Annotated in this window: 15 protein-coding genes; all 15 read left to right on the forward strand. The window is 69.2% G+C overall.

Features of this window, described 5'->3' with window-relative positions:
• Nucleotides 1-33: 33 nt before the first annotated feature.
• The 15 genes from pyrR (at nucleotide 34) to RU09_RS00750 (ending at nucleotide 16,593) form a co-directional block, all read left to right on the forward strand.
• Complete coding sequence (pyrR, locus tag RU09_RS00680; protein ID WP_042536623.1) at nucleotides 34-564, forward strand: bifunctional pyr operon transcriptional regulator/uracil phosphoribosyltransferase PyrR; 531 nt, start codon at nucleotides 34-36, stop codon at nucleotides 562-564.
• Nucleotides 561-1,526, forward strand: a complete 966-nt coding sequence (locus RU09_RS00685; protein ID WP_042536624.1) for an aspartate carbamoyltransferase catalytic subunit — start codon at nucleotides 561-563, stop codon at nucleotides 1,524-1,526. Before pyrR ends, RU09_RS00685 begins: the two co-directional genes overlap by 4 nt.
• On the forward strand, nucleotides 1,523-2,827 hold the full coding sequence (locus RU09_RS00690) for a dihydroorotase (RefSeq protein ID WP_042536625.1): 1,305 nt from the start codon (nucleotides 1,523-1,525) through the stop codon (nucleotides 2,825-2,827). Before RU09_RS00685 ends, RU09_RS00690 begins: the two co-directional genes overlap by 4 nt.
• Nucleotides 2,824-3,351 (forward strand): PH-like domain-containing protein, encoded by a 528-nt coding sequence (locus RU09_RS00695; RefSeq protein WP_042536626.1) that lies wholly within the window; start codon nucleotides 2,824-2,826, stop codon nucleotides 3,349-3,351. Before RU09_RS00690 ends, RU09_RS00695 begins: the two co-directional genes overlap by 4 nt.
• On the forward strand, nucleotides 3,348-4,493 hold the full coding sequence (carA, locus tag RU09_RS00700) for a glutamine-hydrolyzing carbamoyl-phosphate synthase small subunit (RefSeq protein ID WP_042536627.1): 1,146 nt from the start codon (nucleotides 3,348-3,350) through the stop codon (nucleotides 4,491-4,493). Before RU09_RS00695 ends, carA begins: the two co-directional genes overlap by 4 nt.
• Nucleotides 4,493-7,780, forward strand: coding sequence for a carbamoyl-phosphate synthase large subunit (gene carB / locus RU09_RS00705; protein ID WP_042536628.1), 3,288 nt, complete (start codon nucleotides 4,493-4,495; stop codon nucleotides 7,778-7,780). The genes carA and carB overlap by 1 nt, the downstream gene beginning before the upstream one ends.
• Nucleotides 7,777-8,622, forward strand: coding sequence for an orotidine-5'-phosphate decarboxylase (gene pyrF / locus RU09_RS00710; RefSeq protein WP_042536629.1), 846 nt, complete (start codon nucleotides 7,777-7,779; stop codon nucleotides 8,620-8,622). The genes carB and pyrF overlap by 4 nt, the downstream gene beginning before the upstream one ends.
• Entirely contained in the window at nucleotides 8,615-9,523 is a 909-nt protein-coding gene (gene gmk, locus RU09_RS00715) for a guanylate kinase (protein ID WP_042536630.1), read from the forward strand. Before pyrF ends, gmk begins: the two co-directional genes overlap by 8 nt.
• A gap of 64 nt (nucleotides 9,524-9,587) precedes the next feature.
• Nucleotides 9,588-9,845 (forward strand): DNA-directed RNA polymerase subunit omega, encoded by a 258-nt coding sequence (rpoZ, locus tag RU09_RS00720; RefSeq protein ID WP_042536631.1) that lies wholly within the window; start codon nucleotides 9,588-9,590, stop codon nucleotides 9,843-9,845.
• 93 nt (nucleotides 9,846-9,938) lie between these two features.
• Nucleotides 9,939-11,132 carry a methionine adenosyltransferase gene (gene metK / locus RU09_RS00725; RefSeq protein WP_042536632.1) on the forward strand — a complete coding sequence of 398 codons (1,194 nt, stop codon included), beginning with the start codon at nucleotides 9,939-9,941 and terminating at the stop codon, nucleotides 11,130-11,132.
• A 29-nt stretch (nucleotides 11,133-11,161) separates the two neighbouring features.
• On the forward strand, nucleotides 11,162-13,120 hold the full coding sequence (locus RU09_RS00730; protein ID WP_042536633.1) for a hypothetical protein: 1,959 nt from the start codon (nucleotides 11,162-11,164) through the stop codon (nucleotides 13,118-13,120).
• A gap of 69 nt (nucleotides 13,121-13,189) precedes the next feature.
• Nucleotides 13,190-14,110, forward strand: a complete 921-nt coding sequence (gene fmt, locus RU09_RS00735) for a methionyl-tRNA formyltransferase (protein WP_042536634.1) — start codon at nucleotides 13,190-13,192, stop codon at nucleotides 14,108-14,110.
• Nucleotides 14,107-15,648, forward strand: coding sequence for an RsmB/NOP family class I SAM-dependent RNA methyltransferase (locus RU09_RS00740; RefSeq protein ID WP_082040981.1), 1,542 nt, complete (start codon nucleotides 14,107-14,109; stop codon nucleotides 15,646-15,648). Before fmt ends, RU09_RS00740 begins: the two co-directional genes overlap by 4 nt.
• A 4-nt stretch (nucleotides 15,649-15,652) precedes the next feature.
• Complete coding sequence (gene rpe, locus RU09_RS00745) at nucleotides 15,653-16,333, forward strand: ribulose-phosphate 3-epimerase (protein ID WP_042536636.1); 681 nt, start codon at nucleotides 15,653-15,655, stop codon at nucleotides 16,331-16,333.
• Entirely contained in the window at nucleotides 16,330-16,593 is a 264-nt protein-coding gene (locus tag RU09_RS00750) for a phosphoribosyl-ATP diphosphatase (protein WP_042536637.1), read from the forward strand. The genes rpe and RU09_RS00750 overlap by 4 nt, the downstream gene beginning before the upstream one ends.
• Nucleotides 16,594-16,616 lie beyond the last annotated feature (23 nt).

A 16,616-nucleotide genomic window follows, 5' to 3' on the forward strand; every position in this document is an offset into this window, starting at 1 on the left:
CACCGTCCTGTGAGGCGGAGAAGGGAGCGGCCGATGAGTGCACGAACTGTGCTGCACGAAGCCGATATCTCGCGGGCATTGACCCGCATCGCACATGAGATCCTCGAATCCAATCGGGGGGCTGAGAACCTCGTCCTGCTGGGAATTCCGACCCGCGGAGTCACTCTCGCCCATCGCCTGTCCGCTGTGATCGGTGAGATCGCACAGACCGCCGTTCCGGTGGGAGCGCTCGACGTCACACTCTTCCGGGATGATCTCGCGAAGCAGCCGACGCGGTCCCCTCGTCCGACCGACATCCCCGCCGGCGGCATCGACGGCAAGACGGTCGTCCTCGTCGACGACGTGCTCTTCTCCGGTCGCAGCATCCGCGCTGCGCTCGATGCGCTGCAGTCGATCGGCCGTCCCTCGATCGTGCGCCTCGCGATCCTGGTCGATCGGGGTCACCGCGAACTGCCGATCCGGCCCGACTTCGTCGGCAAGAACATCCCGTCGTCCCGTCAGGAGCGAGTAAACGTACGGCTGGCCGAACATGACGGCGCCGAGGAGGTGACGATCGAAGCATGAGACACCTCCTCGACACCCGCACCCTCGATCGCGAGACGGCGCTGCGCATCCTCGACGTCGCCGAGGACATGTCCGACACGCAGTCACGCGAGGTCAAGAAACTCCCGACCCTCCGCGGCAAGACCGTCGTGAACCTCTTCTTCGAGGACTCGACGCGAACCCGCATCTCGTTCGAGGCCGCAGCGAAGCGTCTGTCGGCCGACGTCATCAACTTCGCGGCCAAGGGCTCGAGCGTCTCCAAGGGGGAGAGCCTGAAGGACACCGCCCAGACGCTGCAGGCGATGGGCGCGGATGCGGTCGTCATCCGCCACCCTGCATCAGGTGCGCCGCAGACACTCGCCACCAGCGGCTGGATCTCGGCCGGGGTGGTCAATGCCGGCGACGGCACGCACGAGCACCCGACCCAGGCGCTCCTCGACGCGTTCACGATCCGCAAACGGCGCTTCGGCGCCGACAGCCGCGGTCGCGATCTCGCCGGCATCCGGGTCGTGATCGTCGGCGACGTGCTGCACTCGCGGGTCGCGCGATCGAACGTCTGGCTGCTCGCCACACTCGGCGCCGAGGTCACCCTGGTCGCTCCGCCCACCCTGGTGCCGCAGAACGTCTCGCTCTGGCCCGCCAGGGTCGTCTACGACCTCGACCAGGCCCTGGCCGAGGGGCCCGACGCCGTGATGATGCTCCGCATCCAGCTCGAGCGCATGAACGCCGCATATTTCCCCACTGAGCGGGAGTATTCCAGACGATGGGGTCTTGACGCACTGCGTGTGGCCGGCCTTCCGGACGGTAGCATTGTCATGCACCCCGGACCCATGAACCGAGGGTTGGAGATCTCCTCCGAAGCCGCCGATTCCCCGCGCTCGACCGTGCTGGAACAGGTGACGAACGGAGTGTCCATCCGCATGGCGGTGCTGTACCTGCTCCTTGCAGGAGAACGAGACGACGAACGAGGGGGAGACCAGTGAGCGAGACCCTCGTCATCACCGGCGCACAGCTTCTCGGTGCCGAGCGCGCCGACATCATCGTGCAGAACGGTCTGATCACCGAGATCGGCACCGGGCTGAGCCGTGGGGGTGCACGGGTCATCGACGCCGACGGCCTGGTGGCACTTCCCGGGCTCGTCGATCTGCACACCCATCTGCGCGAACCCGGCTACGAAGCATCCGAGACGATCCTCACCGGCACCAGGGCGGCCGCGGCCGGCGGGTTCACCGCCGTGTTCGCCATGCCGAACACGTCTCCGGTGGCCGACACCGCAGGCGTCGTGGAGCAGGAGCTCGCGCTCGGTGAAGCGGCCGGGTACGCGACCGTGCAGCCCATCGGCGCCGTGACCGTGGGGCAGAAGGGCGAGCGACTCGCCGAGCTCGGTGCGATGGCGACATCCCGTGCCCAGGTTCGCGTCTTCAGCGATGACGGATTCTGCGTCTTCGACCCGCTGATCATGCGTCGCGCGCTCGAGTACGTGAAGTCCTTCGGCGGCGTCATCGCGCAGCACGCGCAGGACCCCCGCCTCACCGAGGGCGCCCAGATGAACGAGGGCACCGTCTCGGCCGAGCTCGGCCTCGCCGGATGGCCGGCCGTCGCCGAGGAGTCGATCATCGCCCGCGATGTGCTCCTCGCCGAGCACGTCGGATCGCGTCTGCACGTCTGCCACCTGTCCACGGCCGGCTCCGTCGACATCATCCGCTGGGCCAAGAAGCGGGGCATCGACGTCACGGCCGAGGTCACTCCGCATCATCTGCTCCTCACCGATGAGCTCGTGCGCGGGTACGACGCGCGCTACAAGGTCAATCCGCCGCTGCGTCGTGAGGAGGACGTCCTGGCGGTGCGCGAAGGCCTCGCCGACGGCACCATCGACATCGTCGCGACCGACCACGCGCCGCACCCGAGCGAGCACAAGTCGTGCGAGTGGCAGGCCGCCGCCAACGGCATGGTCGGACTCGAGAGCGCGCTGCGCGTCGTGCACCAGTCGATGGTGCAGACCGGCCTGATCGGCTGGGATGACGTCGCTCGGGTGATGAGCGCCGCGCCCGCGCGGATCGGCCGACTCGCGGGCCACGGGCTGCCTCTCGAGGCGGGTGCTCCCGCGCAGATCACCCTCTACGACCCGTCCGTCGCCGGCGTCTTCACCGAATCGGACCTGCACGGTCGCAGCGTGAACTCGCCCTACCTCGGCCGCGACCTCCCGGGTCGCGTCGAATTCACGGTGCACCGCGGAGTCCTGACGGTCGACGGCGCAGACGTCGTCGAGGAGCTGAACGCATGAGCGCACGCGACATCGCCATCGCGATCACCATCGCCGTGGCGGCGCTCGTGCTCGTCGTCATGTTCACCGCGTGGCGACGACGACTCCGACGCGACTCTGGTCTCTCGGCGCCCCTCGGAGTGCCGGAGCACGCCGAGGTGATCGCCCGTCGTGAGGTGCTCTACGTCTCGACGACCAAGCACGACCAGCCGCTGGAGCGGCTGACCCTGCACCCGCTCGCCTACCGAGCCAGGGGAGAGGTCGCCGTCACTGATCGCGGCCTCGCGCTCTGCCTCGACGGGGCGCCGACGGTCTTCCTCGCCTCCGCACGGCTCGCGAGCGTCGATCGTGCGACCGTGACGATCGACCGCGTCGTGGAACCGGGCGGACTCGTCCGCGTCGCCTGGAGCGCAGACGACGACACGATCGTCGACTCGTACCTCCGCCTGACGGACGGCGACCCCCAGAACTTCATCTCAGAACTGCAGCGCCTCGTCCCGGCCACGGACGACGCCGCCGCCCCCGACACAGGAGCAACGTCATGACAGCCCTCCCCGAACCCGCCGTCCTCGTCCTCGAAGACGGGACCCGCCACACGGGCCGTGCATACGGCGCGCGGGGCACCACTTTCGGCGAGGTCGTCTTCGCCACCGGCATGTCCGGCTACCAGGAGACCCTCACCGATCCCTCGTACGCAGGCCAGATCGTCTTGCAGACGGCACCGCACATCGGCAACACCGGCATGAACGACGAAGACCGCGAGTCCCGTCGCATCTGGGTGGCCGGCTACATCGTCCGCGACCCCTCGCGCGTCGTCTCGAACTGGCGAGCCAACGCCTCGCTCGACGAGATCCTCGAGCGAGACGGCATCGTCGGCATCAGCGGCATCGACACCCGCTCGATCACCCGACACATCCGCTCGGCCGGCTCGATGCGCGGCGGCGTGTTCTCGGGCGACGCCGCGAAGATCGACCCCGAAGAGCAGCTGCGGCTCGTGCGCGAAGCCCCCGAGATGGCCGGTCAGAACCTCTCGTCGCAGGTCTCTGTCGACGTCGCCACGGTGACGACGGCGATGGGGGAGCGGGTCGGCAATCTCGCCGTCCTCGACCTCGGAGTCAAGCAGGCGACGATCGACAATCTGGCAGCCCGCGGCTTCGAGGTGCACGTGCTGCCCCAGAACGTCACGATCGACGACATCCGCTCGATCGACCCCGTCGCCGTCTTCTACTCGAACGGCCCCGGAGACCCCGCGGCGTCGGGCGACCATGTCGAGCTGCTGCGCTCGGTGCTCGACGACGGGCTGCCGTTCTTCGGGATCTGCTTCGGAAACCAGCTGCTCGGCAGGGCGCTGGGGCTCGGCACCTACAAGCTGCCCTTCGGCCACCGCGGCATCAATCAGCCGGTGCTCGACAAGTCCACCGGACGCGTCGAGATCACCGCGCACAACCACGGTTTCGCCGTGGAAGCGCCGCTGGAGGGTTCGTTCGACAGCCCCCACGGCTACGGCAAGGTCGAAGTCAGCCACGTCGGTCTGAACGACAACGTCGTGGAGGGCCTCCGCGCCCTCGACATCCCGGCGTTCTCGGTGCAGTACCACCCGGAGGCCGCCGCCGGCCCGCACGACGCCAACTATCTCTTCGACCGGTTCCGTGACATGGTCATCGCCAGCAAGAAGGACGCCAAGTAATGCCCAAGCGCGACGACATCAACTCCGTTCTCGTCATCGGCTCCGGCCCGATCGTCATCGGTCAGGCCTGCGAGTTCGACTACTCCGGCACCCAGGCCTGCCGCGTGCTCCGCGAAGAGGGCGTCAGGGTCATCCTGGTCAACTCCAACCCGGCCACGATCATGACCGACCCCGACTTCGCCGACGCGACGTACATCGAGCCGATCACGTGGCAGGTCATCGAGACGATCATCGCGAAGGAGCGCCCTGACGCGATCCTTCCGACTCTCGGCGGACAGACCGCCCTGAACGCCGCGATCGAGCTGCACAACCACGGCATCCTCGAGAAGTACGACGTCGAGCTGATCGGTGCGAGCTTCGAGGCGATCAACAAGGGCGAGGACCGCCAGATCTTCAAGCAGCTCGTGCTCGACGCCGGAGCCGACGTCGCCCGCAGCATCATCGCGCACTCGATGGACGACCTGCTCGAGGGTGCGGCCGAGCTGGGCTATCCGCTCGTCGTGCGCCCGTCGTTCACGATGGGCGGTCTCGGCTCGGGCTTCGCATACGACGAAGAGGACCTGCGCCGCATCGGCGGGGCCGGTCTGCGCGATTCGCCGACCACCGAGGTGCTCCTGGAGGAGTCGATCCTCGGCTGGAAGGAGTACGAGCTCGAGCTCATGCGCGACACCGCCGACAACACGGTGGTCGTCTGCTCGATCGAGAACGTCGACCCGGTCGGCGTGCACACGGGCGACTCGATCACGGTCGCCCCGGCTCTGACGCTCACCGACCGCGAGTACCAGAAGCTCCGCGACATCGGCATCGACATCATCCGCGCGGTCGGCGTCGACACCGGTGGCTGCAACATCCAGTTCGCCGTCGACCCCAGCAACGGCCGCATCATCGTCATCGAGATGAACCCGCGCGTCTCGCGCTCGAGCGCCCTCGCCTCGAAGGCCACCGGATTCCCGATCGCCAAGCTCGCGGCCAAGCTCGCACTCGGCTACCGTCTCGACGAGATCCCCAACGACATCACGGGTGTCACCCCGGCGAGCTTCGAGCCCACGCTCGACTACGTCGTCGTCAAGGTGCCGCGATTCGCGTTCGAGAAGTTCCCGGCCGCCGATGCGACGCTGACGACCACCATGAAGTCGGTGGGTGAGGCCATGGCGATCGGCCGCAACTACGCGACCGCGCTGCAGAAGGCGCTGCGCTCGCTCGAGAAGCGCGGCTCGAGCTTCCACTGGGGCGAGGAGAACCGCTCGGCAGACGAGCTGCTCGAGATCTCGAAGATCCCGACCGACGGTCGCATCGTCACCCTGCAGCAGGCGCTGCGCAAGGGTGCGACAGTCGAGCAGGCGTTCGAGGCGACCGCGATCGACCCGTGGTTCATCGACCAGATCGTGCTGATCAACGAGGTCGCCGAGACCGTGCGCACGGCGCCCGAGCTCGATGCGGCCACGCTCCGCTATGCCAAGGAGCACGGATTCTCCGACGCGCAGATCGCACAGCTCCGGGGTGACGACGAGGCCGAGATCCGCGGTGTGCGCCACGGCTTGGGCATCCGCCCCGTGTACAAGACGGTCGACACCTGCGCCGGCGAGTTCCCGGCTCTCACGCCGTATCACTACTCGAGCTACGACTTCGAGACCGAGGTCATGCCATCGGATCGCACCAAGGTCGTGATCATCGGATCCGGTCCCAACCGCATCGGCCAGGGCGTCGAGTTCGACTACTCCTGCGTGCACGCGTCGTTCGCGCTGTCGGATGCCGGCTTCGAGACCATCATGGTCAACTGCAACCCCGAGACCGTGTCCACCGACTACGACACGTCCGACCGGCTCTACTTCGAGCCGCTGACGCTCGAGGACGTGCTCGAGGTGCTCGACGCGGAAGCCGCCAGCGGCACCATCCTCGGCGTCGTCTGCCAGCTCGGCGGCCAGACGCCGCTGGGTCTCGCCAAGGGCATCGAGGCCGCGGGCTACACCGTGCTCGGCACGAGCCCCGAGGCCATCGACATCGCCGAAGAGCGCGAGCTGTTCTCCCAGCTGCTCGACGCGGCGGGTCTCATCGCACCGCGTCACGGCACCGCTGTGAACGCTGACGCCGCGGTGGCCGTGGCCGACGAGATCGGCTACCCCGTGCTCGTGCGTCCGAGCTTCGTGCTCGGCGGCCGGGGAATGGAGATCGTCTACAGCGCGGAGTCGCTGCGCGAGTACTTCGTGCGCACGGCGGGCGAAGTCATCATCGAGGAGGGCAAGCCCCTGCTCGTCGACCGATTCCTCGACGATGCGATCGAGCTCGATGTCGACGCGCTGTACGACGGCACCGATCTGTACATCGGCGGCGTGATGGAGCACCTCGAGGAGGCCGGCATCCACTCGGGCGACTCCAGCTGCACGCTGCCGCCGGTCTCGCTCGGCCGCACCGACATCGACCGGGTGCGCGAGGCGACCCTCGCGATCGCGAAGGGTGTCGGCGTGCGCGGTCTGCTCAACGTGCAGTTCGCGATCAGCGCCGGCGTGCTCTACGTCATCGAGGCGAACCCGCGCGCGAGCCGCACGGTGCCGTTCGTCTCGAAGGCGCTGGGCATCCCGATGGCGAAGGCCGCGAGCCGCATCATGGTCGGCTCGACCATCGCCGAGCTCCGCGCCGAGGGCATGCTCCCCGAGCAGGACGGCTCTCGTGTGCCGCTCGACGCCCCCGTCTCGGTGAAGGAGGCCGTGCTTCCCTTCAAGCGGTTCCGCACGGCCGACGGCAAGACCGTCGACTCGATCCTCGGCCCGGAGATGCGCTCGACCGGCGAGGTCATGGGCATCGACCGCGACTTCCCGACCGCGTTCGCGAAGAGCCAGGCGGCCGCGTACGGCGGGATGCCGACCTCGGGCACCGTGTTCATCTCGGTGGCCGACTCCGACAAGCGCGCGGTGATCCTGCCGGCCCACCGTCTGCAGCAGCTCGGGTTCACGATCGTGGCCACCGAGGGCACGGCCGAGATCCTCTCGCGCAACGGCATCGCGGTGACCGTGGTCGAGAAGTACAGCGAGACCCAGGAGTCGGGCGCGACCAACATCGTCGACCTCATCAACGACGGGTCGATCGACATCGTCGTGAACACGCCTTCGGGTGGGGCGGCGCGTGCTGACGGCTACGAGATCCGTGCGGCTGCCGTCGCGGCCGACAAGGCGCTGTTCACCACGATGGCAGTGCTCGGCGCAGCGGTGAGCGGCATGGACGCAGCCCACGAGGGCTTCCAGGTGAAGAGCCTCCAGGAGTACGCACTCGACCGGAAGGCCGCTCTGTGAGCGCACGCTTCGGCGAACGGGTCCGTGCCGCCCTCGCGGCGCACGGCCCGCTGTGCGTGGGTATCGACCCGCATGCGGCGCTGCTCACGGACTGGGGGCTCGGTGACGACGCCTCCGGCGTCCGCGAGTTCGGGCTGCGCACGGTCGAGGCCGCCGTTGGCCGTGCCGCGATCGTGAAACCGCAGGTGTCGTTCTTCGAGCGCTTCGGCTCTGCGGGGTTCGCAGCCCTCGAAGAGGTGCTCGCGGCTGCGCGCGCGGCCGGACTCATCGTGATCGCGGATGCCAAGCGCGGCGACATCGGCTCGACCATGGATGCGTATGCGGCGGCGTGGCTCACACCGGGGTCTCCGCTCGAGGCCGACGCCCTGACCGTCAACCCGTTCCTCGGGGTCGGTGCGCTCGACGGCGCCTTCGCCCTCGCCGGCGAGCACGACAAGGGCCTCTTCGTGCTCGCCGCGACGAGCAACCCTGAGGCGCAGACTCTGCAGCGCTCGGTCTCCGAGACCGGCCGCGCTGTGTCTGCGGACATCATCTCGGTCGTCTCGGCACGCAATGCGGAGCACTCGGAGGCAGGCGAGTGGGGGAGCTTCGGCTTCGTCATCGGAGCGACGGTGGACTGGACGGATGCCGGCATCGCCGCATTCGCGCCGGTGGCACCCGTCCTCGCCCCCGGTTTCGGCACGCAGGGCGCGACTGCGGCAGACCTGCACCGGCGGTTCGGCTCGATGAGCCCCGCGGTGATCGCGAGCGAGAGCCGCAGCATCCTCTCGGCCGGACCCGCTGGTCTCGCCGCCGCCATCGACGCTCGCGTCGCAGAGTACAGGGAGGCCGGCCGTGGCTGAGTCCCGTCCCGTCCCCGAGGTCGATCGTGCCGCCGCCGCACGCAAGGCGGTCGAGCGGCGCCGCGCCCGTGCGTCGCTCAAGCGCGATCTGACGACGCGTGTCGTCACCCCGCAGTCGGTGCTCGAGCGCGCCACCGCCGACCCCGATTCGGTCGAGGGATCGATGCGCATCACGGACTTCCTGCTCGCCCTCCCTGCCATCGGGGCGGGCAAGCGCGACCGAATTCTCGCAGAACTGCACATCTCGCCGGTCAAGCGACTGGGCGGTCTCGGCGTCAGGCAACGGCTGGCGCTCACGCAGTGGCTCGACACACGCTTCCCGCTCCTGCAGCCGCGGGGCGCACGCAGCCGTCTGCTGGTGCTCGCCGGCCCGACCGCTGTGGGCAAGGGCACGGTCGCCGCCCACATCCGCGAGCACAACCCCGAGATCCATCTGTCGGTCTCGGCGACGACCCGCGCACCGCGCCCGGGCGAGATCGACGGCGTGCACTACTACTTCGTCGACGACGCGGAGTTCGATCGGCTGATCGCCGAGGACGAGCTTCTCGAGTACGCGGTCGTGCACAACAGGTCGCGATACGGAACTCCGCGTGCCCCGATCGATGCCGCGCTGGCCGCCGGCAAGACCGTTCTGCTCGAGATCGACCTGCAGGGTGCACGCCAGGTGCGCAAGGCCGAGCCTGCGGCGACGCTCATCTTCCTGCTGCCGCCGACCTGGGACGAACTGGTTCAGAGACTGGTCGGTCGAGGCACCGAGGGTGCCGAGGAACGCGCTCGCAGACTGCGCACCGCGAAGGTGGAGCTCGCCGCGCAGAACGAGTTCGATCACCTCATCGTGAACGAGGACGTCGCCGCCGCGGCCGCAGAGGTCGTAGAATTGTCTTCAAGCTCTGCGCGCTGAGCTTCTTCGCGCGCCGCAGCACAGTCTTCGCGACGATCCCGTCGCCTGATCAGGAGGTCCCACCATGGCCGGACACCACACCAACGGAATCATCGATCCCCCCATCGACAACCTGCTCGACCGCGTCGACTCGAAGTACGAGCTCGTGATCTACGCCGCCAAGCGTGCCCGTCAGATCAACGACTACTACTCCGATCTCCACGAGGGCAACCTGTTCGACAACGTCGGTCCGCTCGTCGACTCCTCCGTCGAGGACAAGCCGCTGACCATCGCTCTGCACGAGATCAACGAGGACAAGCTCCGCCTCCGTCACGCCGAGTGACGTCCGATGACCGCACCGCCGACTGATGTCGGCGGTGCGGTCCATCATGGGAGCCACCCCCTTCCTGCTGTCCGATTCCGTCCTGGAGCCCCGATGAGCGCGCTGCGTCTGTTCACGTCCGAGTCCGTCACCGAGGGGCACCCGGACAAGATCTGCGACCAGATCTCAGACAGCATCCTCGACGGACTCATCGCGAAAGACCCCGGCTCGCGGGTCGCGGTCGAGACGCTGGTGACCACCGGTCTCGTGCACGTCGCCGGTGAGATCCGCACCGAGGCCTACGTCGACATCCCGACCATCGTCCGACAGGTCGTCAATGGGATCGGCTACACGTCGAGCGACACCGGCTTCGACGGGGACTCCTGCGGTGTGAGCATCTCGGTGGGCGAGCAGTCGACAGACATCGCCCACGGTGTCGACAACGCCCAGGAGCACCGCGACGGGTCATCCGTCGATCCGCTCGACGGACTCGGTGCCGGAGACCAGGGCATCATGTTCGGGTTCGCCACGAACGAGACGCCGCAGTTGATGCCGATGGCCGCGTGGACCGCGCACCGCATCGCGGAGCGTCTCGCCGAGGTTCGCCGCTCCGGCGCGCTGCCGTTCCTCCGCCCCGACGGCAAGACGCAGGTCACGCTCGGGTACGACGGCTTCACCCCCAAGACCGTCGATGCCGTCGTGCTGTCGACCCAGCATCACCCCGAGATCTCGCAGGACGAGCTCAAGGCACAGGTGCAGGAGCACGTGATCGACCCGGTCCTCGAGACCACAGGGCTCGACCTCGACGACATCACCTACTACATCAACCCCGCCGGTCCCTTCGTGACCGGCGGTCCCAAGGGCGACGCCGGGCTCACCGGCCGCAAGATCATCATCGACACGTACGGGGGTGCGGCGCGCCACGGTGGCGGTGCCTTCAGCGGCAAGGACCCGTCCAAGGTCGACCGCTCGGGCGCCTACGCGACGCGCTGGGTCGCCAAGAACGCCGTGGCGGCGGGTCTCGCCGACCGGCTCGAAGTCCAGGTCGCGTACGCGATCGGAGTCGCACGTCCGGTGGGGCTCTACGTCGAGACCTTCGGCACCGGCAAGGTGTCGGACGAGGCGATCATCCGCGCGATCAACGACGTCTTCGATCTCCGTCCGCAGGCGATCATCGAGGAGCTCGATCTGCTGCGCCCGATCTATGCGCAGACAGCCGCCTATGGGCATTTCGGTCGCGAGCTGCCGGAGTTCACCTGGGAGCGCACCGACCGCGCTGAGGAGCTGCGGCGCGCTGCAGGCCTCTGACGGAGCGCGAGCCTGATGGCGATCCGCTCATGACGGCCGAGAGCCGTCGTATCGCGCGCGTGCTGCTCGACTCGCCGCTTCCGCAGCTCGACCGGCTCTTCGACTACGCCCTGCCGGCAGAACTCGGAGACGTGCCCATCGGGGTGCGCGTGCGCGTGCCGCTCCGTACCGCCGGTCGGGTCGTCGACGGGTACGTGGTCGAGATCGACACCGAGGACGACGCCGACAGGCCCCTCTCCGAGGTCGAGAGCGTCGTCTCACAGGTTCCCGTGCTCCCCGAACGCACCTACCGGCTGGCTCGTCGTGCAGCCGACCGTGCGGCGGGTTCGGCGTCGGACGTGCTGCGTCTCGTCATCCCCAAGCGTCAGGTGCGGGTCGAGAAGGCGTGGACCTCAGACGCGCCGACGCCCGTGCCCGCCGATGACGCCGTCACCTCCGCATCTTCGCTCATCGCCACGTACGACCACCTCGAGGAGGTGCTCGAAGGCGCAGGCAGGGCCGCAGTGGAGGCGATCCCGGTGCAGCACAGGGGCGAGCCTGGCTGGACGGCTCTGCTCGCGTCGACGGCGACGCGGATGCTCGCTGCCGGACGCTCCAGCATCCTCATCGTGCCGGACCATCGCGACCTCGATCTGCTGCTCGCAGCGCTCGGTTCGCTGGTTCCGCCCGAGGCTGTCGTGCGATACGACTCACGTCAGACGAACCCCGATCGATACCGCTCGTTCCTCAGATCGCTCGAGGATGCTCCGTGCATCGTCGTCGGCAACCGCTCGGCCGTGTACGCGCCGGTCCGCGCCGGGCTCGTCGCCGTCTGGGACGACGGCGATCCGCTGCTCGGCGAACCTCTCGCGCCCTACATCAACGCGCGCGATGCGGCCCTGCTCCGGCAGGAGCAGGAGGACTCCGCCCTGCTCTTCGTCGGCCACACCCGTACGACGGACGTGGAGCGCCTCGTCGCGCACGGCTACCTGCAGGACGTGCGAGCCGCGCGGCGGGTGATGCCGAGGGTGATCCTGAGCACCCCGCAGGAGATGGATGCGCCGACAGCCCAGCGGATGCCGTCGTCGGCGTTCCTGTCGGCCCGCAACGCCGCGTCCGAGGGGCCGGTGCTCGTGCAGGTCTCGCGCCCGGGATTCGCACCGTCCCTCGTGTGCGCGGAGTGCCGGGCCCCCGCCCGATGCGCGCACTGCGGCGGACCCCTGGGCGCCAAGCATCGCGGCGCCGTGCCGGTGTGCGCGTGGTGCGGCCGGGGCGCGCGAGCCTGGACCTGCCCGACGTGTGCGTCGACCAAGCTGCGCCTGGCGTCGTCGGGAAGCGAGCGGACCGCCGACGAGCTGGGCAAGGCGTTCCCCGGCGTCCGCGTGATCGTGGCCGACAGCGCGCACCCGGTCGAGCACGTCGCGGACAAGCCCGCACTGGTGGTCGCGACGCGCGGCGCCGAGCCGCTTGCCGAGGGCGGTTATCGCGCAGTGGTGCTGCTCGACGGTCCGCGGATGCTCCAGGCCCCGGATCTGCGGATCGGCGAGGCCTGCCTGCGGTGGTGGTCGAACGCCGCAGCACTCGCGGCCCCGGGGGCGCCGATCCACCTCGTCGGAGTCGACGGCACGATCGCGCGAGCGCTCGCGACGTGGAACCAGTCGGGTTACGCACGCTCTGAGCTCGCAGAGCGCGCGCCGCTCCACATGCCGCCGGCCGCGCGCGTGGCCCTGGTCGAGGGGTCAGCCGCGGCCGTCGGCCGTGCGCTGGCGGCGCTGCAGGAGCTCGCCCTCCCGTCCGACGCGGTCCTGGGTCCTGTGCCCATCGAGTCCGACGACTACCCGCCGCGCGTCCGCGCCCTCGTCCGGTTCGAGTACGGCGCCGGAGTCAAGGTCGCGGCGACGCTGCGAGCGGCCGTCGTCGCCGAAGCCGTCAGCACTCGCCGGGGCAAGGGCAAGTCGACTCGGAGCACGCTCTCGGTTCGGCTCGATATCCTCGACCCAGAGCTCTGATCAGTCCGCACCGATCCGATCACCCCGATCCTCCCGGATCCTCACCCCGCATCCCTCCGGAGCACCTTCATGCGTCTCGTCTTCGCCGGCACACCATCGGCAGCCGTTGCCACCCTCCTCCGCCTCGCGGACGAACACGACATCGCGGCTGTGGTCACGCGTCCTGATGCGCCACTGGGGCGCAAGAGGGTGCTGACACCGTCACCCGTCGCTCAGGCAGCCGCCGACCTCGGTCTGCCGATCATCAAGGCTGCGCGGCTCGGTGACGAGGCGACAGAGGCGATCGCTGCCCTGCAGGTCGAGCTCGGCGTGATCGTCGCGTATGGCGGCCTCGTGCGAGAGCCGCTGCTCTCCACCCCGGCGAAGGGATGGATCAACCTCCACTTCTCGCTTCTGCCCCAGTGGCGAGGTGCTGCTCCCGTGCAGCGCGCGCTGATCGCCGGCGACGCCCAGCTCGGAGCAAGCGTCTTCCAGCTCGTGCCGGCCCTCGACGCAGGAGATGTCTTCGCGACCCGCGTCGTCGATGTGGCAGCAGGGGCGACGGCCGACGCGGCGCTCGCGACCCTTGCCGTCGACGGGGCGCAGCTGACGGCCGAGGTCGTGCAGGCCATCGCCGACGGCACTGCGCGCGCCGTGCCGCAGCACGGGGAGCCGACACTGGCGCCGAAGCTGACGCTCGACGACGGCCTGCTCGATTGGAGCCAGCCCCTCGCTCAGGTGTTCGCGCGCTTCCGCGGAGTCACTCCCGAGCCCGGGGCGCACACCACCGTCGACGGGCTCCGACTGAAGATCCTCGAGGCGGCGCCATCGAGCGACGTCGTCACCCTGGAACCGGGAGATATCATCGCCACGAAGTCGGCCCTCCTCATCGGCACGGGCTCGACGCCCCTCTCGGTCGCTCGTGTGCAGCCGGCGGGCAAGGGAGCCATGAACGCGGTCGACTGGTGGCGGGGCCAACGCGACACCGACGGTCTGAGAGCCGGAGCATGAGCGGCCAGGGAGACGCGAGGCGTCGCGACGGCCGTCCGGGCGGTCCGCAGAACCGGCCGCAGGGGCGATCGCACGGGCAGCGTGGCAGTCAGCAGGCCGGTGGTCAGCCACGGGGCCGTCGTGGCGACGAGCCTCGCGGGCCGCAGCGCACGGTGCAGCCCGCGCGTCGGGTGGCGTACGACGTGTTGCGAGCGGTCTCCGAGTCGGATGCCTACGCCAACCTCATCCTGCCTTCGGCCATCGCCGAGGCGGGCCTCGGCCCGCAGGATGCGGCCCTGGCCACTGAACTCGCATACGGGACGCTCCGTCGACGTGGCACCTACGACGCGATCATCGCCTCCGCCGCCGATCGTCCGGCGGAGGAGATCGACCCGGCTGTGCTCGATGCGCTGCGCCTGGCCACGCACCAGCTGCTCGCCACACGGGTCGCCTCGCACGCGGCCGTCAACGAATCCGTGAATCTGGTCGCCTCGACGCAGGGGCGAGGCGCTTCGAGCTTCGCGAACGCCGTGCTGCGCCGGATCGCCCGAGAGACACCGGGGGAGTGGGAAGACCGCATCGAGAGCTCGGCACGGTCCGATGACGAGCGTCTCGCACTGCGCTCCGCGCATCCCGTGTGGGTCATCAGGGCATTGCGACGCGCGCTGGCGGCCGAGGGCCGGGCAGACGAGCTCGATGATCTCCTCGACGCCGACAACGCCTCGCCGGAGGTGACGCTCGTCGCGCTCCCCGGTCTCGCAGACCCGGGTGAGCCACGGCGTCCGTACGCGCCGACCGCCTTCGGCTCGCCCGGGGGAGACCCGCATCGCGTGATCGCCGCGACAGGCGGCACCGTCCGCGTGCAGGACGAGGGTTCGCAGCTCGTCGCTCTCGCACTGGCGGCTGCCGCGCCCCTCACGTCGGGCGAGCGCTGGCTCGACCTGTGCGCCGGCCCGGGCGGCAAGACCGCGCTGCTCGCCGCCATCGCCCGCGAGCACGACGTCACGCTCGAGGCGAACGAGGTCATCCCGACACGCGCACGTCTCGTGCGCAACGCCCTGCGTGCGGTGCCTGGCGAGGTCGTGGTGCACGAGGAGGACGGGCGCTCGTTCGGCGCGTCCCATCCCGGTGCATTCGATCGCATCCTCGTCGACGCGCCGTGCACGGGCCTCGGCGCGCTCAGACGGCGGCCGGAAGCGCGCTGGCGCAAGACCCCCGCCGACGTCGCAGAGCTCGTGCCGCTGCAGGTCGAGCTCCTCAGCTCCGCGCTCCACGCACTCGCGCCGGGTGGGATCGTCGCGTACGTCACCTGCTCGCCGCATCTCGCCGAGACGACGGGCGTCGTCCAGGAGGTGCTCCGAGGCCGCACAGACATCACCGAGCTCGATGCGCGTGGCGTGCTCCAGGGCGTCTCCGCGTCACCGATCGACCTCGCCGGCGACGGCTCCGGTCGCGTGCAGCTGTGGCCGCACCGCCACGGCACCGATGCCATGTTCCTCGCGCTGCTCCAGCGCACCGCCACCGAGCAGGGCGACGCGAACTCCGAAGAGAGAGACTAGAGACGTGGAACTCCCCAGCGCACCGCGCATCAACCCCAGCATCCTCGCTGCCGACTTCGTGAACATGCAGCGCGATCTCGCCAAGATCGCGACCGCGGATTTCGCTCACGTCGATGTGATGGACAACCACTTCGTGCCGAACCTCACATTCGGGCCGCAGATGGTCGAACGGATCCAGGCGACCAGCCCCATACCGCTCGACGTGCACCTGATGATCACCGAGCCCGAGCGCTGGGCGCCCGCCTACGCAGAGCTGGGCGCCGCCAGCGTCACGTTCCACCTCGAAGCGGCGGCGGATCCGATCTCGCTCGCTCGCACCTTGCGCAGCATCGGGGCGAGGGCCGGCGTCGCGATCAAGCCGGACACCCCCGCTGAGGGGCTCTACAGCGTGCTCGAGGAGTTCGACCAGATCCTCGTGATGACGGTCGAACCCGGGTTCGGCGGGCAGGGGTTCATGCACGAGACCATGCCCAAGCTGCGCGCTCTCGCCGACGAGGCCAAGCGTCGCGGATCGAACGTCTGGTTGCAGGTCGACGGCGGCATCTCGGACGCGACCATCGAAGCGGCAGCCGCCGCGGGCGCCGACACGTTCGTCGCCGGGTCGGCGGTCTACGGCGCCGACGACGTCGAGGCGGCCGTCACCCGGCTCAGAGACCGCGCCAGAGCCGCTAGCCTGGAATCGTGAAGACTTTCGACGAGCTGTTCGCCGAGCTCAGCGTCAAGGCCGAGACCCGTCCAGAGGGATCGGGGACGGTCGCGGAGCTCGACGGCGGCGTGCACACGATCGGCAAGAAGATCGTCGAGGAGGCCGCCGAAGTCTGGATGGCCTCCGAATACGAATCCGACGAGGCCGCTGCGGAGGAGATCTCGCAGCTGCTCTACCACGTCCAGGTGATGATGATCGCGAAGGGCCTGAGCCTGCAGGACGTCTACCGACATCTGTGAAGCGCTCCGCCCCACTCGCTTCG

The organism is Microbacterium sp. MEJ108Y (assembly GCF_000834175.1).
In the GTDB taxonomy this organism is placed as follows: Bacteria; Actinomycetota; Actinomycetes; order Actinomycetales; family Microbacteriaceae; genus Microbacterium; species Microbacterium forte.